Annotated in this window: 23 protein-coding genes; 8 read left to right on the top strand and 15 right to left on the bottom strand. The window is 44.4% G+C overall.

All coding sequences use genetic code 11. The features are described from left to right. The first annotated feature begins 66 nt into the window (after positions 1-66). On the top strand, positions 67-699 hold the full coding sequence (crp, locus tag Xsto_RS12235; protein ID WP_004240730.1) for a cAMP-activated global transcriptional regulator CRP: 633 nt from the start codon (positions 67-69) through the stop codon (positions 697-699). A gap of 201 nt (positions 700-900) precedes the next feature. Here the strand turns inward: crp and Xsto_RS12230 are convergent, their stop codons facing one another. The 3 genes from Xsto_RS12230 to Xsto_RS12220 all read right to left on the bottom strand — a co-directional run bounded on the left by Xsto_RS12230 (position 901) and on the right by Xsto_RS12220 (position 3,554). Continuing rightward, positions 901-1,476, bottom strand: coding sequence for an aminodeoxychorismate synthase component II (locus tag Xsto_RS12230; RefSeq protein ID WP_099125226.1), 576 nt, complete (start codon positions 1,474-1,476; stop codon positions 901-903). 307 nt (positions 1,477-1,783) lie between these two features. Beyond that, positions 1,784-2,353 carry a peptidylprolyl isomerase A gene (ppiA, locus tag Xsto_RS12225; RefSeq protein WP_099109229.1) on the bottom strand — a complete coding sequence of 190 codons (570 nt, stop codon included), beginning with the start codon at positions 2,351-2,353 and terminating at the stop codon, positions 1,784-1,786. Between the two features lie 238 nt (positions 2,354-2,591). Beyond that, positions 2,592-3,554 carry an AEC family transporter gene (locus Xsto_RS12220; RefSeq protein WP_099125225.1) on the bottom strand — a complete coding sequence of 321 codons (963 nt, stop codon included), beginning with the start codon at positions 3,552-3,554 and terminating at the stop codon, positions 2,592-2,594. Positions 3,555-3,678: 124 nt separating this feature from the next. Here Xsto_RS12220 and Xsto_RS12215 point away from each other — a divergent pair, with 124 nt between their 5' ends. Beyond that, positions 3,679-4,575, top strand: coding sequence for a LysR family transcriptional regulator (locus tag Xsto_RS12215; protein WP_099125224.1), 897 nt, complete (start codon positions 3,679-3,681; stop codon positions 4,573-4,575). A gap of 111 nt (positions 4,576-4,686) precedes the next feature. Next, on the top strand, positions 4,687-5,310 hold the full coding sequence (gene yihA / locus Xsto_RS12210) for a ribosome biogenesis GTP-binding protein YihA/YsxC (protein WP_099109232.1): 624 nt from the start codon (positions 4,687-4,689) through the stop codon (positions 5,308-5,310). 93 nt (positions 5,311-5,403) lie between these two features. Here the strand turns inward: yihA and spfP are convergent, their stop codons facing one another. The 4 genes from spfP to Xsto_RS12195 all read right to left on the bottom strand — a co-directional run bounded on the left by spfP (position 5,404) and on the right by Xsto_RS12195 (position 10,673). Beyond that, positions 5,404-5,451 (bottom strand): small protein SpfP, encoded by a 48-nt coding sequence (gene spfP / locus Xsto_RS23085; protein WP_438361642.1) that lies wholly within the window; start codon positions 5,449-5,451, stop codon positions 5,404-5,406. Positions 5,452-5,731: 280 nt separating this feature from the next. Then, entirely contained in the window at positions 5,732-8,569 is a 2,838-nt protein-coding gene (polA, locus tag Xsto_RS12205; protein WP_099125223.1) for a DNA polymerase I, read from the bottom strand. Positions 8,570-9,054: 485 nt separating this feature from the next. Further along, positions 9,055-9,678 carry a thiol:disulfide interchange protein DsbA gene (dsbA, locus tag Xsto_RS12200; RefSeq protein ID WP_099125222.1) on the bottom strand — a complete coding sequence of 208 codons (624 nt, stop codon included), beginning with the start codon at positions 9,676-9,678 and terminating at the stop codon, positions 9,055-9,057. 17 nt (positions 9,679-9,695) lie between these two features. Beyond that, complete coding sequence (locus Xsto_RS12195) at positions 9,696-10,673, bottom strand: serine/threonine protein kinase (RefSeq protein ID WP_099109280.1); 978 nt, start codon at positions 10,671-10,673, stop codon at positions 9,696-9,698. Between the two features lie 241 nt (positions 10,674-10,914). Between Xsto_RS12195 and mobA the strand changes: the two genes are divergently transcribed. The 3 genes from mobA (at position 10,915) to Xsto_RS12180 (ending at position 13,320) form a co-directional block, all read left to right on the top strand. Further along, positions 10,915-11,517 carry a molybdenum cofactor guanylyltransferase MobA gene (gene mobA, locus Xsto_RS12190; RefSeq protein ID WP_099109235.1) on the top strand — a complete coding sequence of 201 codons (603 nt, stop codon included), beginning with the start codon at positions 10,915-10,917 and terminating at the stop codon, positions 11,515-11,517. Then, positions 11,514-12,074, top strand: a complete 561-nt coding sequence (mobB, locus tag Xsto_RS12185; RefSeq protein WP_099125221.1) for a molybdopterin-guanine dinucleotide biosynthesis protein MobB — start codon at positions 11,514-11,516, stop codon at positions 12,072-12,074. The genes mobA and mobB overlap by 4 nt, the downstream gene beginning before the upstream one ends. Positions 12,075-12,573: 499 nt before the next feature. Beyond that, positions 12,574-13,320 carry a hypothetical protein gene (locus Xsto_RS12180; RefSeq protein ID WP_244590392.1) on the top strand — a complete coding sequence of 249 codons (747 nt, stop codon included), beginning with the start codon at positions 12,574-12,576 and terminating at the stop codon, positions 13,318-13,320. A 104-nt stretch (positions 13,321-13,424) separates the two neighbouring features. Here the strand turns inward: Xsto_RS12180 and lsrG are convergent, their stop codons facing one another. From lsrG to lsrA, 6 genes are all read right to left on the bottom strand, one after another. Then, positions 13,425-13,724, bottom strand: a complete 300-nt coding sequence (gene lsrG / locus Xsto_RS12175; RefSeq protein WP_099109238.1) for a (4S)-4-hydroxy-5-phosphonooxypentane-2,3-dione isomerase — start codon at positions 13,722-13,724, stop codon at positions 13,425-13,427. 1 nt (position 13,725) lies between these two features. Beyond that, positions 13,726-14,610: a 3-hydroxy-5-phosphonooxypentane-2,4-dione thiolase gene (gene lsrF, locus Xsto_RS12170; RefSeq protein WP_099109239.1), complete on the bottom strand. Its 885-nt coding sequence runs from the start codon at positions 14,608-14,610 to the stop codon at positions 13,726-13,728. Positions 14,611-14,666: 56 nt separating this feature from the next. After that, entirely contained in the window at positions 14,667-15,704 is a 1,038-nt protein-coding gene (gene lsrB / locus Xsto_RS12165; RefSeq protein ID WP_099125235.1) for an autoinducer 2 ABC transporter substrate-binding protein LsrB, read from the bottom strand. An 87-nt stretch (positions 15,705-15,791) separates the two neighbouring features. Then, positions 15,792-16,790, bottom strand: a complete 999-nt coding sequence (gene lsrD / locus Xsto_RS12160; protein WP_280176246.1) for an autoinducer 2 ABC transporter permease LsrD — start codon at positions 16,788-16,790, stop codon at positions 15,792-15,794. Beyond that, positions 16,787-17,815, bottom strand: coding sequence for an autoinducer 2 ABC transporter permease LsrC (lsrC, locus tag Xsto_RS12155; protein ID WP_422646198.1), 1,029 nt, complete (start codon positions 17,813-17,815; stop codon positions 16,787-16,789). The genes lsrD and lsrC overlap by 4 nt, the downstream gene beginning before the upstream one ends. Before the next feature lie 5 nt (positions 17,816-17,820). Beyond that, positions 17,821-19,320: an autoinducer 2 ABC transporter ATP-binding protein LsrA gene (gene lsrA / locus Xsto_RS12150; protein ID WP_099125233.1), complete on the bottom strand. Its 1,500-nt coding sequence runs from the start codon at positions 19,318-19,320 to the stop codon at positions 17,821-17,823. Positions 19,321-19,704: 384 nt separating this feature from the next. Between lsrA and lsrR the strand changes: the two genes are divergently transcribed. Then, entirely contained in the window at positions 19,705-20,775 is a 1,071-nt protein-coding gene (gene lsrR, locus Xsto_RS12145; RefSeq protein WP_099125218.1) for a transcriptional regulator LsrR, read from the top strand. A gap of 166 nt (positions 20,776-20,941) precedes the next feature. After that, the gene (gene lsrK, locus Xsto_RS12140) at positions 20,942-22,534 is read left to right on the top strand and encodes an autoinducer-2 kinase (RefSeq protein WP_099125217.1); all 1,593 of its coding nucleotides are present in this window, start codon (positions 20,942-20,944) and stop codon (positions 22,532-22,534) included. A 55-nt stretch (positions 22,535-22,589) separates the two neighbouring features. Here the strand turns inward: lsrK and Xsto_RS12135 are convergent, their stop codons facing one another. Beyond that, positions 22,590-22,976: an acyl-CoA thioesterase gene (locus Xsto_RS12135; RefSeq protein ID WP_099125216.1), complete on the bottom strand. Its 387-nt coding sequence runs from the start codon at positions 22,974-22,976 to the stop codon at positions 22,590-22,592. 377 nt (positions 22,977-23,353) lie between these two features. Beyond that, positions 23,354-24,583: a Tm-1-like ATP-binding domain-containing protein gene (locus tag Xsto_RS12130; RefSeq protein ID WP_099109244.1), complete on the bottom strand. Its 1,230-nt coding sequence runs from the start codon at positions 24,581-24,583 to the stop codon at positions 23,354-23,356. Positions 24,584-24,695: the final 112 nt, after the last annotated feature.

Genomic DNA, 24,695 nt, shown 5'->3' with positions numbered 1-24,695 from the left:
AGCCTGATGAGAAACGATCTGTTTCTCTGACCATAAAGGCGGAAATAACAACAGAGGATAAAGCGAATGGTTCTCGGCAAGCCACAAACAGACCCTACTCTTGAATGGTTTTTGTCACACTGCCATATTCACAAATATCCATCCAAGAGCACGCTTATTCATCAAGGTGAGAAGGCAGAAACGCTTTACTATATTGTTAAAGGTTCAGTTGCTGTTCTAATAAAAGATGAAGAAGGTAAAGAGATGATCCTCTCTTATTTAAATCAGGGGGATTTTATTGGTGAACTTGGATTGTTTGAAGAAGGGCAAGAGCGTACAGCATGGGTGCGAGCTAAAAGCGCCTGTGAAGTGGCTGAAATTTCCTATAAGAAATTTCGCCAGTTAATTCAGGTTAATCCTGATATTTTAATGCGTTTATCTGCTCAAATGGCAAGCCGCTTACAAACAACGTCAGAAAAAGTAGGAAACCTTGCATTTTTGGATGTTACAGGCCGCATTGCCCAAACATTGCTGAATCTGGCTAAACAGCCTGATGCAATGACTCATCCTGATGGTATGCAAATCAAAATTACACGTCAGGAAATCGGGCAGATTGTCGGTTGCTCCCGTGAAACAGTCGGTCGCATTCTGAAAATGCTGGAAGATCAAAACCTGATCTCTGCGCACGGCAAAACTATTGTCGTTTACGGAACACGTTAGTTCCTGAAATCGCGCTTGAATTAGGCCAGTGCATCCCATCGCGCACTGGCTTTTTGTTTTTCATCACTCAGCTCCCTTCATTCCCCTGCTAAGAAATGAAACCCGCAGACGCATAAATAAATTAAGCGCCATAACCTGATTATGGGTATTACACAAAAGCTGATGTGAAAAATAGCCGAAAGAGGAATTAAATAGTTTTCGTTAGTATTTCAGAAAATTATTCAGTAAGTCATGCCCCTGTTCACTCAGAATGCTTTCCGGATGAAACTGCACGCCTTCTAGAGGTAAAGTACGGTGACGTATTCCCATTATTTCATCCACATTACCATCATGCTGGCTCCATGCGGTGACTTCAAAAGAAGCCGGTAATGTTTCTGCCGCAACAACTAAAGAGTGGTAGCGGGTTACTGTCAGCGGTCGGTTCAATCCTTTGAATACACCCTGCTGATTATGGTGAATTAAGCTGGTTTTACCATGCATCACTTCACGAGCTTTAACAACACTCGCACCAAAGGCTTGTCCAATCGCCTGATGCCCGAGACACACGCCCAGAATCGGCAATTTCCCGGCAAAATGAGAGATAGCCTCCAGTGAGATCCCGGCGTCATCCGGCGTACAGGGCCCCGGAGAGATCACCAAATGGGTCGGTGCCAGCTCTTCGATATCTTCAAGCTGTAGCTCATCATTACGTTTAACTAAAACACGCGTCCCTAACTCACAAAAGTATTGATATAAATTGAATGTAAAAGAGTCGTAGTTATCTATTATTAATAGCATAGGATCACATCCTACTGATTTTTATAGTTTTATATATTGCTTTGCCCTATTGGGCACTGTGCGTTATGTATTACGGTAAAATCAGGTAAATCAACGTCAACGATAGCAGGACACTCATCATACCACATAAGCTACTTTAAAATAGGGTCGGCGACCAGCGGAGTGAACCATGATTGCAGGAGTGATGAAAAAGAATTGAGGGAGAGACGGTATTTTTAAAGGCCTGACACTTCGGAAAAGTGTAATAACAGGCAAATACCGCCGATGTTCTAATTTACAGATAAAAAACGCGGTTTTCCCATCAGAGTTACTGAGAAACCACCTTAGCAGAGAGGATCATTATTGGTTTAACCGGAACATTCTGATAAGGACCAACATTTTCTGTTTTGACCTGAGAAATCTTGTCAACCACATCCATCCCCTTTACGACTTTACCAAAAACAGCATAACCAAAATCACGCTGACCATGGTCAAGGAAGGCATTATCCGCCACATTGATAAAAAACTGGCTGGTTGCACTATCTTTATCTGCGGTACGTGCCATTGCTATCGTGCCACGCAGGTTACGCAACCCATTATCAGCTTCATTTTTGATAGGGGCTTTGGTTGCTTTCTGCTTCATATCTTTTGTAAAGCCGCCGCCCTGAACCATAAAGCCGGGGATGACACGATGGAAAATAGTGTTGTTATAAAACCCCTCATCCACATACTCAATGAAGTTCTTTGTGGTGATTGGTGCTTTATCGCCATTCAGCTCAAGCTCTATTTCACCCGCTGATGTCACCAGCTTTACATAAGTTTCGGCAGCCAGTGCTGGGGCAGCCATCACGCTAATAGCACATGCCGTGATAAGCGGCACAAAAATACGTTTAAACATTGATGGTTCCTTTATTCTCGAGGTCAATAACAAAACTCATAAAATCAGTAAAACGCATTAAGTGTAATTCCCCACCAAGCAAAGTGGCAAAGATTTACTCATTTTTACGAGCAATAATGCGTTTTACTGAATAATATCATCCAGATAAATATTATCTTCTCATATTTCGGATAGTGTTTATTTTCCGAATAACACCTGCCTTGATATGTATTCATACAAATTAGGCCGAAAAGCGTTGTTAGACCGAAATAAATTGTAATATAAGCGGAATGGTAATCAATGCGACCAGAAGTGAAATGATGATAGAGAGCGAAATGACTTCCTGCCTGAAATTATATATTCTGGCGAAAATATAAACACTGGCACCGATAGGTTGTGCAGCCATAACAACAGCAACAATAAACCAAATATTATTGAGTTGCTGCATACCAAATAAATAATAAGCACAAATAAAAGTCACCCACGGTTGTATTCCTAATTTCAGTAATAACATCGGGGCCACCAATTTTAGTGCATCTCTGTTAACGTGCTCTTTTAAGTTAAAGCGGGACAACCCTAACCCCAATGCAAATAATGCCGTTGGCCCTGCTGCATTTGCCAGAAGGTGGGTAAATGACTGTAAAAATTCTGGCAGTGGGATCCTAAACACAACAAAGATTAATCCTGCAATAACTGAAACAGTGAGTGGGTTGGTAAAGGTTGTTTTTAATGCTTTCGCTATACTGTAGAAAAAAGAAATTCTGCCATTAGCGCTGTGCCGCGTGGTAGTCATATCATAGCTAATGATAACCGCTATGATGGCAGGTATATTATGTAAAATTGTCGCGATTGCTGCCGGAAGCGCTGCGGGTTCCCCATAAATGGAGAGCAATATTGGGATACCCATATATCCCGTTGTGCCATAACAGGCTCCCATACTTAAAATTGAAGATTGAGGAAAACCAATCCCCATAAACTTTGCGATGACAGTTCCCATGGCATAGACAATGCAGATCCCGGCTAAACTGGCTCCTATAAATCCCCACTGTTCTAACTCATTGATATCTGAGCGCGCAATAGAAAGAAATAATAAGGCTGGCAGTGCGATGTAGAGAACATAATCATTAATTAATTTATCGGAATTACCGCTATCAGGGCGCAGACGACCAAAACAGTACCCAACCAGTATGATGAGAAATATAGGAATAACGATCATAAACATTGAATCACTCCTATGCAGGTCAAAGTTCTTTTTTGCCAATATTGCGATAACGATTTAATTTTGTTAAATAAATAATTCCTTTCTTATCATTGAATTTATCAATGATGGCAATGCGAGGTGCCCTATGGAGCAGAATATTCGTGCTGATCGTCTGGATGGTCGGCAAGTCACATTTGAACAATTACGAGCATTCGTCTTCGTCGCCAAACACGGCGGATTTACCCGTGCAGGAGAAGAATTAGGAAGAACTCAATCTACGCTTAGCTTGAGTATTAAACGACTTGAAGAAGATATTGGCTGCCGTTTAATTAATCGACGACAAGGGCAGATTATTGGTTTAACCAATGAAGGAAAACAACTCTTACCCGTAGCAAAAGATATTTTATTTCGCATGACACAAGCCCTGCACTCAGTGAAGTCATTTCAGCTCAGAGGCAGGATCGCTCTCGGTGTGCCGGATGATTTCAACATTAAAAACCTACACCAGGCTATCTCATGGTGTCTAGAAAAAAATCCGGGGTTAAAGATAGAAATTACGGCAGCGCCCTCTCCGATACTCTCGGCTATGACTGAGAAGCAACAATTGGATGTGGTTATTCTTAAAAGTGTGGAAGGAAAACCCGTCAATACTGAGACTGAAATACTTCTTCAAATTGAGCCATTACACTGGGTTGCCTCAAAAGATTTATATTTCAATGAACTGCAAGAAATACCATTAGTGACTTTTTCTGAAGGATGCGTCATCAGAGCGTGTGCTATTAAGGCATTGGAAGATATGAATAAGCCCTATTTTTTGGCGTACGTCAGTGCCTCATTTAGTAATATCAGCAGTGCAATACAACATGGTTTGGGAATCGGGTTATTACCGGACAGTGCTATAACTGATGATTTATGCGTTTTATCTTCTAAGCATGCTGTTCCCGGCGTTCCGGCAATTCAGCTCGCTCTTAAAATTGTAACCCAAGGTGAACTGTACACACTTTTTGCTGAATATCTACGCCGTTCACTGGCAGAAGCTTGATCTCTGCTTAGCAGCAACAAGAGCAGCCAAAAAGTTAACCTGTCCACAAGCCGCTGCTCTCGCTATAATCACCACGCTGTTTTTCGTGTATTCCGCAGGGAGATAACCATTTTGACCATCAAGAACTATAACTATCACATGACCCACTTTGTCACGAGTGCGCCAGATATCCGCCACCTGCCTCCGGAGACGGGCATTGAAGTCGCGTTTGCCGGTCGGTCAAATGCAGGTAAATCCAGTGCCCTGAATGCACTGACCCGGCAAAAGAGCCTTGCTCGTACCAGTAAGACACCCGGACGTACCCAGCTGATTAACCTGTTTCAGGTAGAGGAAGGCGTACGCCTTGTTGACCTGCCGGGTTATGGTTATGCACAGGTGCCAGAGGAGATGAAACTCAAATGGCAGAAAGCACTGGGTGAATATCTCCAGAAACGTGAATGTCTACAAGGGCTGGTTGTGTTGATGGATATCCGTCATCCGCTGAAAGATCTGGATATGCAGATGATCGAATGGGCCGTTGTGATGCAGGTTCCTGTCATGGTTCTGCTGACCAAAGCCGATAAACTGGCATCAGGTGCACGTAAAAGTCAGTTGAATAAGGTACGTCAGGAGCTGGCATTTCTGGAAGGTAACATTCAGATTGAGTATTTCTCTGCTCTGAAAAAAATCGGTATCGATAAACTTGAACAAAAACTTGATACTTGGTTCAGCCAGCCTGCTATTGAGGTGGAGTGATTTCCACCTTTTTTTCTCCCGCCCTCGGAAAAAACCGTAAACCACGCATAAAAAAACGCCCCAGCCAAAAGAGATGGCTGGGGCAGCTAATATTCAGCTAAATCCGATTACGTGAAGTAAAAGGTCTGAAAGATAGAACATCTTACCTCTGTACCCTACGCCGACAACTTTACCCTATTTTTTTTATCAGCAAAAGATTTTTTTGTAATTAATTTTCATAAAATGTCTCGATTAAGCCCAAATTATGTGATCAAACACCGAGATTACACCATTTTTTTTGTAGTTTAATTACATATTTGTGAGATCTAGATCTAATCTAAAAATGAACCAAAATTCTTATATCATGCCTATTCACGGCATAACGGAGAGATTTTTGGCTCATTAAATAGACGTCATTTATATAAAAATTATTCAAGAAAAATCAGTGAGCCTGATCCCAGTTATCCCCCGTTCCTACATCTACTTTCAGAGGGACATCGAGCTGCATGCTTTTCTCCATAAGCTCTCTGATTTTCTGTTCTGCGGCAGCCAGCTCTGACTCATGCACTTCAAATACCAATTCATCGTGAACCTGCATGATCATACGCACTTTTGGCTGTTCACGGACGATCCATTCATCGACTGCAATCATGGCCAGTTTGATAATATCCGCCGCAGTACCCTGCATTGGAGCATTGATAGCTTCGCGTTCAGAGGCTTTACGGCGCATGCCATTACGTGATTTGATATCCGGCAGATACAGGCGACGCCCTTCCAGCGTTTCAACAAACCCATGTTCAGCCGCCTGCTGACGGGTACGTTCCATATATTCCAGCACGCCCGGATAACGCTCAAAATAAAGATCCATATAACGCTGGGCCTCTCCACGCGGAATACCCAACTGACGGGACAAGCCAAACGCACTCATGCCATAGATTAAGCCAAAGTTAATCGCTTTAGCGCTGCGGCGTTGCTCACTCGTCACCTGCTCCAGAGGGAGTCCAAAAACTTCTGCGGCAGTTGCACGGTGAATGTCTTTACCCTGTGCAAAAGCCTCCAGCAAGCCTTTGTCCTGCGATAAATGCGCCATAATCCGCAACTCAATCTGCGAATAGTCCGCTGCCAGAATGCGATAACCTTCTGGTGCAATAAATGCCTGACGGATACGTCGTCCTTCTTCATTACGGACAGGAATATTTTGCAGGTTAGGATCACGGGAAGAGAGGCGCCCGGTCGCAGTTACAGCCTGATGATAAGAGGTGTGAACTCGCTGTGTCACTGGGCTGACCATCTGTGGCAGCTTGTCAGTATAGGTCGATTTCAGTTTTGCCAGACCGCGATGTTCGAGAATAACCCTCGGCAGCTCATGATGTTCTGCCAGCTCTTCCAGCACTTCTTCATTGGTCGATGGCGCACCGTTCGGTGTTTTTTTCACAACAGGCAGGCTCATTTTTTCAAACAGAATAACCTGTAATTGCTTAGGTGAAGCCAGATTAAATTCTTCTCCAGCCAGCTCATAAGCCGATTTTTCCAGTTCGAGTAAACGTGCCGTAATTTCTTTTGAATGCTCTGCCAGCGTGTTGGCATCAATCAGAACACCCGTTCTTTCCATGCGGGAAAGCACCGGAACCAGCGGCATTTCGATATTCTGGAAAACTTTTTTCAGTGTCGGAACAGAATCAACCTGTGGGTACATAGCCTGATGCAGACGCAGGGTAATATCGGCATCTTCCGCAGCATATTTAGCCGCCTCTTCCAGAGCGATCTGGTTGAAAGTAAGCTGTTTTTTACCCTTTCCGGCAATTTCTTCAAAAGTCGTGGTTTTATAGCCTAAATGACGCTCTGCAAGGCTATCCATATCATGCCGCCCTGCAACACTGTTCAGCACATAGGATTCCAGCATCGTATCAAAAACAATACCATTCAGTGCCACGCCATAACGTTCGAGCACGCCTCGGTCAAATTTCAGGTTCTGACCAATTTTAGGCAGGCTCGCATCTTCCAGCAGCGGTTTCAGTGCTTCAAGCACCTCATTCCGATCCAGTTGCTGTGGGGCATCCAGATAATCATGCCCCAGCGGCAGATATGCGGCCTCAACATCCGGTTCCCCTTCTGCCGGTTTTTCCACATCATTGACCTGACTTACAACGGCAAAAGACATGCCCACCAGATTAGCAGTTAACGTATCCAGCCCGTCGGTCTCTGTATCGAAAGAAAATGCCGGAGCCTGTTTCAGTTTTTCAATCCATTCATCAAGGGATTTCCGATCAAGGATAGTCTGGTAGCTTTCCGGAGAAATATTGACAGCAGCGGGTTTTCCGGGAGCTGAAGATTTCGGTGCAGCGCCTGTCGTTGACTTTTTCCCGCCTTTTTCCGCCGAACGACTTTCCAGCCAACCGCCGTCTTGTACATCATTCAGCCAGCGTTTGAATTCGTAGCGGCTGAATTGTGCCAATAATTCCTCGTTATCAGGGGCAGAGACCGCCAGATCCAGACAAGTTTTATCCAGATCAACATCGGTTTTAATGGTTGCCAGCAGGTAAGAGAGATAAGCCACCTCTTTATGCTGCTCCATTTTGCCGCTCAGTGTTTTTGCACCACGGAAGCTGAGCGTTGCAATCTCATCCAGTCTGGCATAGATATCATTCAGCCCGCCAAGCCCCTGTAATAACCCTAGAGCCGTTTTCTCACCGACACCCGGTACACCCGGAATATTATCGGAAGAGTCTCCCATCAGTGCGAGAAAATCGATGATAAGTTCCGGAGGAATACCATACTTTTCAATGACCTCTTCCGGCCCTAAAATCGTGTTGGTCATGGTGTTTATCAGGGTGATATTCGGCGTGACCAGTTGAGCCATATCTTTATCACCCGTACTGATCAGGACAGAACGGCCTTCTTTTTCTGCCTGTAGTGCCAGTGTGCCAATGACATCATCCGCTTCAACGCCCGGCACAACCAGAACGGGTAAGCCCATCGCCCTGACCATGTTATGCAAAGGCTCAATCTGATCACGCAAATCATCCGGCATCGGCGGGCGATGGGATTTATATTCAGCGAATAATTCATCACGAAATGTTTTGCCTTTGGCATCAAACACAACCGCAACATGGCTGGGCCGATACTGCATGATCAAACTGCGCAGCATATTCAGTACACCATACATGGCGCCTGTCGGTTCGCCCGCACTGTTTGTCAGAGGAGGGAAAGCATGGTATGCGCGATAAAGGTATGAAGAACCATCAACCAAAATCAGGGGATTATCTGCTATCTGTACCATAAAATTGTCTTCGTCGTTCTGGAGTATGAATAAAGAATAGGATGCCACACTGTGCTGTCATAGACGAATGTTCCGATCATTTTCTCGTTCTGATACCCGCTCTTTAATAAGTTTTCTGATAAATGAATTGTGGATAACTTTGTGCACAAAAAATTGGCACATAAAACAGATTTATGTATATCCATATCAAAAACGGATAACTGGAGGTAAAAATCAATGAATTACGTCAAATATTACGAAAATATTGCAATTGCTTACAAATCACCGACTTGTGGATATAACCGGAGTTTATGTTATGAAAGGGTAATTTTAGCAAGCATTGTGCCAGCCCTGTAATTAGCTGGCACAATGCCTGTATTATTTTTTTACTCTTTGTCTTTCAGGTTGGCCGGGAAAATTCGCTCACGACAAATTTGTTATTCCCTTGCACTGCGATACGGCTTGAAATCCATTGAGTACATATAAAACTAAAGTTTTTTTATTGCTTATTTTTTGGTTACCAGATAATTCACAACATCCGAGAATTTTTTAGCGTAGTCCTGAACCGATTTAGTCTCAATTCCGCCATTATTAATCATGTATTTACCAAGAACAAACGTGGCCGGAACACCCTGCAACTGAAAATCCTGAGCCGCCTGACGTTCTTTAGATGCTACCGATTTCACAATGAAACTATTCAGTGCTGCGTCATAATCTTCACCAGAAATACCGGCTTTAATAAATGCATTACGGATATCAGCTTTAGTATTGATAGTCTGAGTTTTCTGGATGCCATCAAATAATACAGGTAACACTTTATCCTGTGCTTTCAGAACAATAGCAACAGCCCAGGCATCTGTCAGATCTTTCCCCAAAGGCCCAAGAAAATCAACGTGATAACGTTCATGCGTAACGCCTTCCGGCAGGTTTTTTGCTATCGTGCCGGGAACATGAAAGATATTTTCAAACTGGTAACAGTGTGGGCAATAAAAAGAGAAAAACTCCACAACCTGAGGTTGATCAGCTACCACTTTTTTAAGTTCAACATACTGCTTGCCTTCAGAAAAATCAGAAGCGCTGGCATTAAATGCCATAAACACTCCCACCAATGCGAACCAAAATTTTTTCATCGTGATCTCCAGAAAAATTAATACATCGGGGTTAGCTGTAAGGGGGGTTCCTGTAACAGCCGGATTTGTTCAGCAAAAAGACTTATCTGCTTATGCCAAAAGTCACTGTCGGCCATCCATGGAAACGCTTTGGGAAAAGCAGGATCCTGCCAGCGACGAGCAACCCATGCCAGATAATAGACCATACGCATCGCACGCAAAGGTTCTATCAGAGCCAGTGTTTTCAGATCGAACTCCGCAAACTGGTTATATGATTCAAGCAGAATATCCAGCTGAATCAACTGTTCTTGCCGTGAGCCGTTAAGTAACATCCATAAATCCTGAATCGCCGGACCATTACGGGCATCATCAAGATCAACGAACCATGCCTCGTCGCGCCACAAGATATTACCAGCATGGCAGTCACCATGCAGCCGTAATCCCTGCCAGTCAACATTCCACTGTGACTCAACAACTTTATTCAGTTCGTCCAGCGAAGCAAAGAAAGCAGCTTTATGCGCATCAGGTATGAGGTTGCATTCTGTCAAATATTGATAGGGTTGGTACAAATATTCATTGAGGCTGATAGTCGGGCGGGCAGAAAATGTTTTCTGGTAGCCTATCTGATGAACTTTCCCCAGTAACCTCCCGACATCTTCCAACTGATCAAAATTATCAGACTCGTACTGACGGCCACCCACACTGGGGAAAACGGCAAAAAAGAACCCATCATGTTCCAGTACTGTTTGCCCATCAAGAACCAGCGGCGCAGCAACTGATAAATCTGCCTGCTGTAACGCCAGCGTAAATTCATGCTCTTCCTGAATTTGCTGCCTGTTCCAGCGCTGAGGACGATAGAATTTCACGACATAACGTTTACGGTCTTCATCCATAAACTGATAGACCCGGTTTTCATAGCTATTCAGCTCAGTTAAACCCGAATCAACACGCAGACCAGACTGCGCCAGCGCATCCATTATCAAATCCGGCGTAATATTTTGAAAATTAAAAGCCATAGTTTCTGCCACAACAAAGTTCTCTTTAATCAGTCGTTAATCATACCCTGGAGGTACAGTGAACAGCCCGCAACCATAACCCTTATTACAACAAAGGGACATGATTGGGAGAAAAAATTGGGCTGTCAACGCGCGTAAAGGTTATACTCATTTGTTCATATAAGCACTGTTACATATTGATTCACAAGGGTTACATAACCAAAGATAAAATATATCGGTTAAAAATATCAGGTGATTTAACATGACGTATCCAAAAATCAGTGGTGCCATTCTGGCCGGAGGGCTATCCACCCGCATGGGCGGAAATGATAAGGGATTACTGCAATTCGGTGGAGCACCATTATACCAACACATAGCTGCAAAGTTGCAGCCACAAGTTCATGAACTGCTGATTAACGCCAACCGCAATCAGGCAGTGTATCAACAAAGTGGTTATCCCATTATTCCTGACATCATCACTGATTTTTCCGGGCCATTGGCCGGAATGCTGGCAGTATTGAAGAAGGCCATTCATGAGTGGGTGATATTCGTGCCTTGCGATGTACCGGATTTCCCTGATGATCTGGTGGAAAAGCTTTGGCGCTATAAAGAACATGCGTGGGCGGCTTATGTACACGATTGTGAACGTGCCCATCCGACACTTGCCCTGATGCACCGCAGCCTGATACCCAGACTGGAAAGCTACCTTGCATTAGGTGACAGAAAACTGATGTTCTTTATGCAAATGATTAAAGCAAAAACCGTCTATATTCCGCATCCAGAATCCTTCACCAACCTGAATACACCAGAAGAGTGCCAAAACTGGCAATGCCAGCACTGGGAATGTCTTCGGGAGTCAGCATGAATCAAAGTAATACCCCGATGAATTTGCCATTACTGGGGATCACCGCTTACAGTGGAACCGGTAAAACCACCTTGCTCAAACAGGTTATTCCCCTGTTACGCCAGCAACAAATCCGGGTGGGGTTAATTAAACATACTCACCATAATATGGATGTCGATAAGCCGGGAAAAGACAGCTATGAGCTGAGAAAATCGGGAGCGGCACAAACACTGGTTGCCAGCCAACAACGCTGGGCCTTAATGACAGAAACACCGGAACTCCCCGAACTGGATTTGCATTATCTTGCCAGTCGATTTGATGCGACTTCACTGGATCTGATTCTGGTTGAGGGGTTCAAAAATGAAGCTATTGCGAAAATCGCCCTGTACCGGGATGGTTTAAATCACACCTTCGAAGAACTCATTGATCCCTATGTCATCGCTGTCGCCAGCGATATCCCGCTGGATACGCCACTACCACAGCTTGATATTAACCGACCGGAACAGGTAGCTGAATTTATTGTGAAGTGGCTTTTATTAACCCCACCGACGACTTTCCCGCTGGCTCATTCACAATAAAAGAAAACTGACCTGCTAACTGAATATAGTTTCATAAAATAACTATTTCCTCTATCAACAACCCCTGAGATTTATATCAAAGGGGTTCCCTGCTTTAATTTATAAAAATAATTTCTTTTATTAATGTAATTTCTAATTGAAATGATTTGAGCCAATTGTAATACATGCCATACAGTGGTGGTCATTTTATTATGAAAAATAAAAACGGCAATATTACCGACCTCAGATTACATCATCGAATAATTCTATTTTTTAAATAAAAATATCGATAAACAAAAGGAAATAAGAAATAACAAAAGGACAAATAAAACCCGAACAATATAAAAACACTTAATCCAATTGCTTTTATATTAAATAAAAATTTTCACTTAAATAACACGCAACCTTTCAGTTACGTGAACACTAATTATTTAGGTGAAATACTTCGAACCATTTAATCAGGTTATTTTTCATTCTTAAAGAATGACCATTTTAATTATATATAGATAAAGGAATAATGATGATCAAGACAGATAAATATCAGCCAGTTGGCGACGCAAGCATTGGCTACCCACAAATTTGTATTCGAACTAATCGAACCGCTGAACGTACGAATGTAACGCCAATGATAGCCGCAGCTATGTTTATCGCCAAAAACTTCCCTTGGAGTTTGAATGATAATGAGAAAGAAGTTGTTATTAAAGGCGTATTAAAGTTACTGGGAGTTGCCTTTGGTAGTGGCGGTTTTGGCCATGCATGGGTTATTTATTTTAATAGTGAAAAAGAGGGTGATAATACTTCATATGCTTTTCATCCGGGATATGGATTCGTAAAAAACTCAGAACATAGCACGACCGATGATTCAGCCGAGAGAAAATTTCATATTCAGCATTGTGTGAAGATTAATGACAAATCTATCACTCCTGAATTTATAGAACAGCATTTTATTCCTGAATTAGTCGATGAAAGTAATCAGTTGTCAAAACTGATGAAACTGACCTCTGAAGATATGAAGAATGGTGCATATACGCCTGTAACAAACTGTTCATGGTTTGCAGGAAAACTCTGGAACCAGATCATGCAACTGGAATTCGAAAACTCTGGTGAAAATGGTATCAACCAGCTGGAATTCGAACAAACTATTGGTAATGATATCAATATGGATGAATTGGCAGAGCAATTGGGCCTTCCATTCTTGAAAGAAATTCAAGGCATCGGAGATCCTGGAATGCTTGCAGAAAGCATTAAAAAGCTCTTGAATATTTAACGCAAAATTTCTGCTGAATGTAATTACAAACAACTGGCTTAATTAAACCAGTAAAAAATAAACGCCTTGATGTTATCACCAAGGCGTTATTCCCAATTGAAGATTTATTTTCCTTCCGGCATCAACCCAATAAATGAGGTCTTTTTCCGGGGTTCACTCATCAGGGATTCCAGTTTCTCAACACAGCGCAGATAATGTGGTGTTGTTTTATGAGCCGCAACGGCTGCCTCATCAATATAGGCTTCATAGATATAAAAACGGGTCGGGATATTCTCATCCTGCAATACATCAAACCGTAAATTGCCCGGTTCTCTCACAGAGCCAAGGTGATTATCACGGAATACCTCAATAAATTCGGCGATCTTGTCGGCTTTGACATTAATCTCAACTAAAGTAACGTGCATATTATTCTCCCTTTGCTTTCTCACTCAGGAACAACTCATAGGCCTGAGCAGGCTTTTCATTGTGATGCACTACCGCCTGAACAGCTTTAAGCATGGCTATCGGTGCTTCTGACTGGAAAATGTTGCGCCCCATATCGACACCGGATGCCCCCTGATCAATGGCCTGATAGCACATGGTTAACGCCTCCATCTCCGGTAATTTCTTACCTCCGGCAATCACAATCGGCACCGGGCAGCCGGCCGCAATGCGTTCAAAACCGGTATCAACATAATAAGTTTTGATGATATTCGCGCCCATTTCCGCAGCAATGCGGGTTGCCAGTGAGAAGTAACGCTGATCACGCGCCATATCCTTACCTACGCCTGTTACCGCCATCGTCGGCATACCATAACGCGTGCCCTGATCCACCAGCTTGATAATATTTTTGATGGACTGATGTTCATACTCTGAACCAATATAAACCTGGGCCGCCACAGCACAAACATTCAGCCGGAGTGCATCTTCCATAGCAACAGCAACCGCCTCATTTGAAAGCTCTGTCAGCATGGAGTTTGCACCGGATGCGCGCAACACCACCGGTTTATTAGTGGCTGGCGGAACCTGACTGCGCAAAATACCGCGCGTACACATCAGCACATCGGTATGCTCAAACAATGGAGCAATATTGATGTCGATGCGCTCCAGCCCGGTTGTCGGCCCCTGAAAATAACCGTGATCAAACGCCAGCATCACCGTTTTATTGGTTGCCGGATTGAAAATACGCGCTAAACGCGATTGCATTCCCCAATCCAGCGCGCCACAACCTTTCAGTTCAAACAGCGTATTCTTTTGCGGTGTATCAATGCCAAAATCTTTACCGTCTTTGATATCATCTAAATCTGCCATTTTTCTCTCCAGAAAATAGCAGAGTCAGGCTGTGTGCCGACTCTGCGAAACATGAATCAGAAATTGTATTGGTTGATGTTTTCTTTGGTAAAAATCACGCGCTCCGGCATCACAACAATGCCATTGCCCTTCGCTTCAAAGCGATATCCCTGAACGCTATTCGGTGAAACCTCAAGTGTACCGATGTCAGGAATAGTTAATTTATCGCCCACATTCAGGTCGCCCTTTTTCAGCATTTCACTGGCAACATGAATCGCTATCTTGCCCTGTTTAACGACATCCCACAGGGCAAACTGTTTGACTGTGCCGTTTTCGACATAAGGGCGCATGACATTCGGCGTACTGAATCCGACAATCGCCACATCCTTACGTTTCAGGTTTTCCGCAGCCTGTGCCGCCGCTGGCAGTGCATTAGCATCCGGAGCAATAATCACATCCAAATCACCCCATGCTTTCAAAATGCCTTCCGCAGTCTGCAAAGACTTGGTGGCATCGTTATAGCCAAACTGCGTGGTCACAACTTCCCAGTCAGGATGTTCTGCGGTAATTTTGGCTTTGGCTTCTTTCACCCATTGGTTTTGATCTGTCACTGTGGGGCTGGAGTAAAAAAACGCCACTTTCGTTTTTCCCTGTTTCTCCGCTTTTTCTTTTTTCACCTGACTGGCGGCCATTTCCACTAATAACCCACCCAACTGTTTTGGTGTTCCCTGATCGATATAGATGGAGCGGCATTCTGGTGCGGTGTCTGAATCCCACGTCAGTACTTTTACACCACGCTGCATAGCCCGTTTCAATGCCGGACACAGACCATCCGGTGATACTGCCGACACGACAATCGCGTTATATCCCTGATTGACAAAATTATTGATGAGCTGTACCTGCCCCGCCACACTTGGCTCAGTCGGGCCATCATAAGTGACATCAATCTCCAGCGCCTTACCCGCTGCCACTGCTCCCTGCCCACCGCTGGTAAAGAACCCGACACCGACCAGCTTCGGAATAAACGCAATCCTGTCAGCAGCCTGTGCCCAGGAAGTACATGCCAGACTCAATACACCCGCTAAAACCAGTTTTTTCATTGCCGATTTTTTCATTATCAGTGCTTTCATGCCTGTCTCCGCTCTTTTCTCTTTCAGTTCAGGAACCGTTTTCTATTTAAGAAATCATTCAGGAATAGTTCATTAAAAAGCCGATGTCCTCCAACGCTGCCACCAGTCCCGGATTTGATGGCGATGCAGAGAAACAGAACGCCCGACCACCACCACGATGAGCAAAGCGCCGGATAAGGCGCTGGATATCTGATTAGGGATCCCCACCATCTGCAATCCCTGCTGCAAATATCCCACCAGCAAAACAGCCAGTGCTGTGCCGATAACAGAACCAGAGCCACCATAAATATTAGCTCCACCTAAAACTGCCGCAGTAATGGCTGGCATCAGGAACGAACTCCCCAGATCTGAGCGGGCTGAACCAAAATAGGACACCAGAATGATTGCAGCCAGAGCCGAGGACAAACCCAACAGGGCATACAGCAGGCACAGGGTTTTATTGACAGGAACCGCCGCATAACGGGCGACACGGTTATTCATCCCAATCAGAAAAACGTTGCGTCCCCGATGAGTGCGATGCATAAACAACCAGAACCCGATGACGCAAAAAATAAAAACAACCAACGGGACAGGCAGTTTAAATAGTGTCAGATTGGCAAAATCAGTAAATGTAGCCGGAAAACCTCCAATGCCCTCATAACCTGTCGCACCGGATAACCCCGACAGTAATAACGCACTCCCGCCAAACAGGTACATAGTTCCGAGGGTAATCACCAGAGGATTCACACCGGTATAGAAAATCAGCCCGTGGTTAATCAGGCCGCATATCATTCCCACAATCAAAGTCAAAGGAAGAGCGGCTATCATCGGCATTCCAGCCTGATGCATTATCCCCAGTGCAATAGCACATAAGCCGATAACAGCGCCAAACGAAATATCAATTCCGCCGCTGACAATCACCATTGTCAGCGGCAGAGCCACAATACCAATACAGATAAAGTCACTGGTACTGAACAACAACACATTGATATCCAGCATACGTGGATTGGCTATGCCAAATAACAGAATCTCCAGTACCAGCAAAATAGCGAGGGCCGTTTCCCATCCATGACGTTTAATCGCACTTATCATGATGTTCTCCTGCCTGCTTCCGATGAATGAGCTACGGGTTCATCGTCGGGTTTAAGAAAACTGGCATAACGTTGCTGACGTAGGTTCTTTTCAACGGCGCTGCGCAACCGGCCATCAAGTACCAACACCAACAGTAAAACCAGACCGGCAATAAAATCGTTCCACCATGCCGGCAACCGGAGTAATACCAACACACTGTCGATTTGTGTCAGGAAGTAAGCACCGAAAATCGCCCCTATCACGGTTCCCACGCCGCCCAGCAAACTAATACCCCCCAACACACAGGCAGCAATTGCTTTCATTTCCAGCCCGCTTCCCGTCTGATTCGGAATAAATCCAATCTGAGCCACAAATACAATGCCAGCCAGTGCCGCCATCACACCATTTGTGGCAAACGCAGCAATACGAATGTGATTCACCGGCACACCAATCTGTCGCGCCCCTTGCAGATTGTCACCGGTAGCATAGAATCCGCGGCCAAAATTCGTGATTTTCAGCATCCACGTCATTGCTAAAACCAGTAAGATCAACAACCACCCGATGAACGAGATGCCCAATAAAACAGGTCTGGCAAGTTCTTTTACATCAGCTGGCAGGCCCTCGATCCATTTCCCGCCGGTCAGCAGTAACATCAGACCCCGATATAAACCCAGCGTACCTAACGTAGCGACAATTGCCGGAATTTTCAGCCAGACCACCAGCACACCATTTACCAGCCCCGCGGCCATACCCACCAAGAGTGTTATAAGGCAGGCTATCGATAGAGGAAAACCGGCATTGAGTGATATCCCCAGCACCACAGCGCATAACCCAGTGGTCGAACCGACAGAGACATCGATATTACGCGTGAGCATCACCAGCGCAGCGCCCATTGCCAGCAACATCAGGATTTGCGCATTCGCAAAAATCATGGTGACAGTCTGGAAACTAAAAACATCGTGCTCCAGACTTCTTAGCAGGGCAAACAAACCTAAAATAGCGAGCAATGCGGTAGCTTCGCGATTGTTCTGAATAAAGGTCTGGATGAATTTCAACATAGCGCCCTCTCACCAAACGAAAGATGCATAATGGCATCTACACTCATATTGGATTTATCAAGGTGGCCACAGATTTCTCCGTGATGCATCACCAGCGCCCTGTCAGCGAGCTGCACAATTTCATCAAGATCAGAGGAGATAAGCAGAACCGCCACTTGCTGGCTGGCAATACTGCGGATCAACTGATAAATATCAGTACGCGCACTGACATCAACACCCCGTGTCGGTTCATCAATAATCAAAACAGCGGGTTTCGCCTCCAGACATTTCGCAATCAAAATCTTCTGCTGATTCCCACCAGACAAAGTACGTACCGGCTGACTGGTATGGCTGTAACGAATATTGAGTGCCCGGCGATAACGCTCAAGCACAGCGGCATCATAGGCAGGACGAGCCCAGAAAGCGTTCTGGTTGTGAGTCAGTGAACACACATTCCAGCTCAGGGAAGCATCAAGAAATAACCCCGATGCCTGCCGATCTTCCGGCAGATAAACCAGACCACACCGCAATCGGGCTGCGGTATTCAACGAATTAAGTACCTGCTGACGCAAACGGATCTCACCACTCACCACTGGCCGCAATCCATATAACGTTTCCGCCAACTCCGTACGCCCGGCCCCTACAACACCCGCCAGACCGACAATCTCTCCGCCTTTCAGTGTCAGGGAAATATCCCGGAAACCTTCACCATACAAAGCAGTCACTTCAAGCATTGGATCAGCGTGATCACCAATGTGCTGAAGATTTCCGGCATCCAACCATAACTTCTGCGTTTTTGTTAATACAGAATCTTTTACCGTGGGCGTTATTGCCTGAATGATAGTTTCTGTTGAAAAACCCGCCATTGCACCGCTAAGAGCAATCATTCCATCCCGCATCACACTGACATAATCAGCAATCTGACGAATTTCAGGTATTTTATGGGAAATAAAAATGATCCCAACCTGTTGCTGCTGTAATTCCCGTATCCGTTCAAACAAACGTTCTGTTTCGGCGGGTGTCAGGGAGGCTGTCGGTTCATCAAGGATCAGAATACGGGAATTGCGCATCAGGCCACGCATGATTTCCACCATCTGCTGATCCACTACATCCAGACTTCCTGCTGGTGCACTCAGGTTTAACCGGCAGTTCAGCTGTGTCAGCAGTTGCTGCATCCGGCTTTTACTGGCTAGGTGCTTAGGCAGGCGAAACAGAATATTTTCCTGAACAGAAAGATTGGGGAATAACAAAGGTTCCTGCGGTACCAGATAAATGCCCAATTGGTGCGCTTTAGCCGGAGTCAGCTGACTAATGGCGTTTCCTTCCATCATCAGCGTCCCTGCATCCGGCTGCTCAAGGCCCGCAATGATCTTCATCAGTGTTGATTTACCCGCTCCATTTCCTCCCAATAAGGCATGAACCTGCCCTGCCATCAGAGTGAAATCAATCTGCTTCAACACGGCTAAACCGGAAAACTGTTTAGCGATCCCTCTAACAGCCAATAGCGGTAACATAGGTAATGTATTAGCGGCTTGATTTTGTAACGAATGTTTTTGTGACGAATGCTGTTGTGATGGATGCCTTTGCAATAAATGAGTTTGCAATGAATCATTGGCGGAATTGCTTTGTGACATCATGCTACCTCAGGGTGTTTATGATTTTGCTGCTGCTTTCCGTCCCAATTCTGACACTGACTCCGATACTCAATATGAACATTTATAAGATTAAAAATCTTTTGTTCATGACTCTAATTCATATTATGAAATATTTGCAAAATTTTGATCACATTTTATGAAAAAATTAGATCTTCATTAAGATATGTTCAATTTTTGTGGAATACCTCTGGCACGACAGAGGCTTTCATGCTTAATTCTTTTTCAGGGAATAAATAAGTTGTTATGACAATCAAACCAAACAAGAAAAAATCAGCATCAGAAAAAAACGTGTCATCCGAGGATCTTCATTATTCGGGTAATGGCTATACCAGCCATAGCTATTCAGAAAATAGTTATCCAGAAAACAGTTATCCAGAAAACAGCGATTCAGGAAACAACATGAGTGAAGAAGAACTACTGGCCCGGGTTGCCTGGTTTTACTATCACGATGGCCTGACACAGGGAGACATCGGTGAATTGCTTGGTCTGAGCCGGCTTAAGGTCTCCCGTTTGCTGGAAAAAGGGCGGAAATCCGGTGTGATCCACGTTCAGATAAACTCTCGCTATGAGGGCTGTCTGGAGCTGGAAGATGCTCTGAAAAAACGTTTTAATCTGAATAAAGTGCGTGTTCTTCCCGCCCTTGAAGGCATTAACCTGAATACCCGGTTAGGTACCGGAGCGGCCCATCTACTGATGTCACTGATTGAACCCCGACAGCTTCTGGCGATCGGTTTTGGTGAAGCTCCCATGTGCACTTTACAGCATCTGAGCGGTTTTATTTCCTCCCAACAGGTACGTCTGGTAACACTATCCGGTGGTGTTGGCTCTTATATGACCGGTATCGGCCAGCTTGACGCAGACTGCCCTGTCAGCATCATCCCTGCACCACTTCGGGCATCAACCCGGCAGGTTGCCACAACATTCCGTGAAGAACGCAGTGTGCGGGATGTCATACTGACTGCCTGTGCTGCTGATATCGCCGTTGTCGGCATTGGCGCCATCAACCAGAGGCAACAGGCGACCATCATGCGTTCCGGCTATATCAGCGATGGTGAACAACTGATGTTCGGGCGCAAAGGCGCTATCGGAGATATTCTCGGTTACTTCTTCAATGCTGAAGGTGAATTGGTCAGTGATATCGATATTCATCAGGAACTGATCGGCCTCTCACTACCAGAGCTGAAAACCATACCGAATGTGATTGGTGTCGCTGGTGGAATTGAAAAAGCCGATGCCATCGTTGCGGCGCTAAAAGGCGGCTATATTAATTCACTGGTCACGGAAGAAAAAACCGCAAGGGCGATGCTGATGTGATTGTCTAATATACACAATGGATTTCAAGCAATATCACGGCAGCAAAGGAATGCAGCCAACAAAGAGGTAATTTAAAGAGACGAAGAGTATAAATTCCCGTGCCATATCGTAGTCCTTAATCAACAACCAGCAGGCTAATGAGATAACGACAAACGAGGATAGCATCATGAACCAACGCACTCATGCTCACTCATCAGGGAATTATCTGATGGCGCTTGATGCAGGAACAGGCAGTATACGTGCAGTCATATTTGATCTGGAAGGTAATCAAATCTCTGTTGGGCAGTCAGAATGGGTGCACCAGCCTGTACCGAATGTCGCAGGCTCAATGGAATTTGATCTGCAAACCAACTGGCAACTTACCTGCCAATGTATCCGGCAAGCCTTGCAAAAGGCTGAACTACCAGCCAGCGCAATTCAGGGAGTTGCGGCTTGCTCAATGCGGGAAGGGATCGTCCTGTACAATCGGAACGGCGATCCCATTTGGGCATGTGCCAACGTTGATGCCCGTTCCAGTCATGAAGTCAGTGAACTGAAAGAGCTGTACAATAATACGTTTGAATATGATGTTTATCGCTATTCGGGCCAGACATTAGCGCTGGGAGCAATGCCCCGCTTATTATGGCTTGCTCACCACCGTGCCGACATTTATCGACAAGCCAGTACGTTAACGATGATCAGTGACTGGCTGGCCTATATGCTAAGTGGTGAACTGGCCGTTGATCCATCCAACGCAGGCACAACCGGCATGTTGGATTTAGTGAGCCGCGACTGGCGCCCCAGCCTGCTGGAAATGGCCGGATTGCGTTCTGATATTCTCTCTCCGGTTAAAGAAACAGGCACATTACTCGGATACATAACAAACAAAGCGGCAGCAGAGTGTGGTCTCGACAGCGGAACACCGGTCATTATGGGAGGTGGAGATGTTCAGCTCGGTTGCCTTGGTATTGGTGTTGTCAGGCCCGCTCAAACCGCAGTGCTTGGCGGAACATTCTGGCAGCAGGTCGTTAACCTGCCGGAACCGATGACCGACCCCAACATGAACATCCGTATTAATCCTCACGTCATCCCCGGCATGGCACAGGCAGAATCAATCAGCTTCTTCACCGGCCTTACCATGCGCTGGTTCCGCGATGCTTTCTGTGCCGAAGAAAAACTGATGGCAGAGCGGCTGGGTATTGATGCTTACGCTCTGCTGGAAGAGATGGCGGCACGGGTTCCCGCCGGATCATATGGTGTAATGCCAATCTTCTCCGATGTCATGCGCTTTAAATCTTGGTATCACGCTGCGCCTTCCTTCCTCAACCTGTCGATTGATCCGGAAAAATGCAACAAAGCCACTCTGTTCAGAGCACTGGAAGAAAATGCGGCTATCGTCTCAGCCTGTAATCTGGATATCGTTGCGACATTCTCGGGTGTTCAGCCAGATTCTCTGGTTTTTGCTGGTGGAGGCTCAAAAGGCAAACTCTGGAGCCAGATCCTCTCCGATGTCACCGGATTACCGGTAAGAGTTCCCGTCGTTAAAGAAGCTACGGCTCTGGGATGTGCTATCGCCGCAGGCGTCGGGGTGTCATTATATGACTCCATGCCGGAAACCGGGGAAAGATTAGTGCGCTGGGAGCGGGAATATCTGCCGAACTCAGGCCACTGGGATGTTTATCAAAAAGCAAAAAAAGATTGGCAGGCAGTCTATGCTGATCAACTTCATCTCGTCGATGATGGGCTGACAACCTCGTTGTGGAAAGCGCCGGGTTTGTGATTTTTTTGTTGAGTGGCCTCTTATTAATCAGAGGCCAGAATAGACACGATTATCTTTAGTCTTCAACCGCATTCATCACAATTTCAGGTACAGTCGGGCGCCCATTCACTAAACAAGTAGCGACAAACGTCGCATCAGCATACACAATGCCATCAACCAAAATTTGCTGCTCAAAATTAATCCGGTTACGTTTTTCATTTCTGGCGACTTTGCAGGTCACCTCCATCTTATTCCCTTTCTGGAGGCTTTTTCTAAAACGCAGACTATATTCAATAATGACGTGCATCCGCCCGGCTTTGAATTCTTCTTCTAAATCCAGACCTAACGCTTCTTTCATAAACGCATGCCGGGTCCATTCCAGATAGAACGGATAATAAAGTCCATCAACAACACCTTGAAAATCAACGTGCTGATCGTCCACTAAATACTCTTTAGAAAACATCACAGATCCTTAAAATAATTTAACAGAGCAAATCTCATCGGAAAAAATAAGTCTTAGTTTATTGAAGACATTATTTATATTATTTCTGGGAATATTATCTCATACAACTGTGCATCCATCTCCTATCATTTTTATAATAAGAGCACAAAATTTCCAATTAATTAATAAACCGATCTGATAATAAAGTTAATTGATAAATTAAACAATAAATAAAAACACGCCTGTGGATATTTCCACAGGCGTGCCTGGTGTTGGTAATAAAGTAAATCTTCGTTTTAATTATAAATTCACACAGTTGATTATTATGTTATTTACCGCGACATTTAATTGAATCAATATCATTGAACAATGGGATTAACTAATTTATTAAGAAATTACTAAACTTTTATGCTATTTATCATTTCCTTATGTAACTGAATAACTTGTTCACAAAACTCTGTTGAATTGATGTGGTATGGACTAAAAATAAGTTTTCGTTTTTCCGTTATTTTATAATTAGTTGAAAATGACTGAATGAAAGCATTATTAGCATCTGGAGACCAGAAAACTCCACCTTCAATATCTAAAGCAGAAAAACCACCTGTTGGAATAATAAAACGAATCTCCCCTTCACAACGGTTAAGTTTTTCAGCAAGCCACATCCCTAATTGATGATTCTCTTCTCGAGTCGTCCTCATCAATGTTACCTGTGCGTTATGATGATAAAGTTGACGATTTTTATATTGTTCAGGTATTGTCGAGGAGTGTCCAAAATTAACCATGTCTAGTGCACCACAAGATATAACACATGGAGTTTTTGTCTGAGCAATACTATCAAAACGATCTTCATCACAAGCCAAAACACCACCAAAAAGATAATTGCATACCTCAGAAATTGTAATATCCAGCACAGAATGTAATAAATTACTGTCTACCAGCTTTTCCATTGCTTTACCGCCACTCCCGGTGGCGTGAAATACCAGACAATCATAATCGTTCTCTAATTTGGCAGTAATTTGCTGGACACAATGTGTTGTTACTCCAAACATAGTTAACGCTACTGCTGGTTTCTGCTGGAAATATATATCTTCCTGATCATTAAAATAAACTGATCCAGCAATCTGATAAGCCGCATTTCTCAAGATCTTTCGAGAAATAAAGTTTAGGCCTGAAACATCAGTAACTGAATACATCATAGAGATATCACTTACCCCGATATAACCTGAGATGTTACCCGATGCCATCGTTGAAACCATAAGCTTTGGTAAACCTATAGGCAAAGCCTGCATTGCAAGGGTAATCAACGCTGTGCCACCAGAGCCACCTAACCCTAGAATCCCAGCAATATCGGTTTGTTGCTGTAAATAATTACGAAAAGCAATTGCCATTGCCGCAATAGCTTCTCCTCTATCACTACAAAATACGGCTTGTTTCCCATCAGGGTGATAACCTGCAATTATCTCTGAATGAACATCTGCCTCATGAACTAACTGGTTAGGCTTTGTTGTTAAATCAACAATACGGACAACAAGACCGATTTTTTTTATTAGTTCACTTACATAAAAAACTTCTGTACTTTTAGTATCCAATGTTGCGGCAATATAGACAAATCCTTGATACTTTTTCATAAGAAGACCTTTACTCGCCACAACTCATGATGTAAAAAGCAAGAAACTATTTTTATGAGACTACAGTATCATTTATCAATCATATATAATGAGACTGCAGTCTCATTTTAAA

Source organism: Xenorhabdus stockiae, from assembly GCF_002632825.1.
GTDB classification, from domain to species: Bacteria; Pseudomonadota; Gammaproteobacteria; order Enterobacterales; family Enterobacteriaceae; genus Xenorhabdus; species Xenorhabdus stockiae.
Note: the sequence above shows the minus strand (reverse complement) of the source record. Positions and strands in the feature narration are given on the sequence as shown.

Coding starts and splice junctions, on each gene's coding strand:
- crp (WP_004240730.1), top strand. CDS start 67: ATGGTTCTCGGCAAGCCACAAACAGACCCTACTCTTGAATGGTTTTTG.
- Xsto_RS12230 (WP_099125226.1), bottom strand. CDS start 1,476: ATGCTATTAATAATAGATAACTACGACTCTTTTACATTCAATTTATAT.
- ppiA (WP_099109229.1), bottom strand. CDS start 2,353: ATGTTTAAACGTATTTTTGTGCCGCTTATCACGGCATGTGCTATTAGC.
- Xsto_RS12220 (WP_099125225.1), bottom strand. CDS start 3,554: ATGTTTATGATCGTTATTCCTATATTTCTCATCATACTGGTTGGGTAC.
- Xsto_RS12215 (WP_099125224.1), top strand. CDS start 3,679: ATGGAGCAGAATATTCGTGCTGATCGTCTGGATGGTCGGCAAGTCACA.
- polA (WP_099125223.1), bottom strand. CDS start 8,569: ATGGTACAGATAGCAGATAATCCCCTGATTTTGGTTGATGGTTCTTCA.
- dsbA (WP_099125222.1), bottom strand. CDS start 9,678: ATGAAAAAATTTTGGTTCGCATTGGTGGGAGTGTTTATGGCATTTAAT.
- Xsto_RS12195 (WP_099109280.1), bottom strand. CDS start 10,673: ATGGCTTTTAATTTTCAAAATATTACGCCGGATTTGATAATGGATGCG.
- mobA (WP_099109235.1), top strand. CDS start 10,915: ATGACGTATCCAAAAATCAGTGGTGCCATTCTGGCCGGAGGGCTATCC.
- mobB (WP_099125221.1), top strand. CDS start 11,514: ATGAATCAAAGTAATACCCCGATGAATTTGCCATTACTGGGGATCACC.
- Xsto_RS12180 (WP_244590392.1), top strand. CDS start 12,574: ATGATCAAGACAGATAAATATCAGCCAGTTGGCGACGCAAGCATTGGC.
- lsrG (WP_099109238.1), bottom strand. CDS start 13,724: ATGCACGTTACTTTAGTTGAGATTAATGTCAAAGCCGACAAGATCGCC.
- lsrF (WP_099109239.1), bottom strand. CDS start 14,610: ATGGCAGATTTAGATGATATCAAAGACGGTAAAGATTTTGGCATTGAT.
- lsrB (WP_099125235.1), bottom strand. CDS start 15,704: ATGAAAAAATCGGCAATGAAAAAACTGGTTTTAGCGGGTGTATTGAGT.
- lsrD (WP_280176246.1), bottom strand. CDS start 16,790: ATGATAAGTGCGATTAAACGTCATGGATGGGAAACGGCCCTCGCTATT.
- lsrA (WP_099125233.1), bottom strand. CDS start 19,320: ATGTTACCGCTATTGGCTGTTAGAGGGATCGCTAAACAGTTTTCCGGT.
- lsrR (WP_099125218.1), top strand. CDS start 19,705: ATGACAATCAAACCAAACAAGAAAAAATCAGCATCAGAAAAAAACGTG.
- lsrK (WP_099125217.1), top strand. CDS start 20,942: ATGAACCAACGCACTCATGCTCACTCATCAGGGAATTATCTGATGGCG.
- Xsto_RS12135 (WP_099125216.1), bottom strand. CDS start 22,976: ATGTTTTCTAAAGAGTATTTAGTGGACGATCAGCACGTTGATTTTCAA.
- Xsto_RS12130 (WP_099109244.1), bottom strand. CDS start 24,583: ATGAAAAAGTATCAAGGATTTGTCTATATTGCCGCAACATTGGATACT.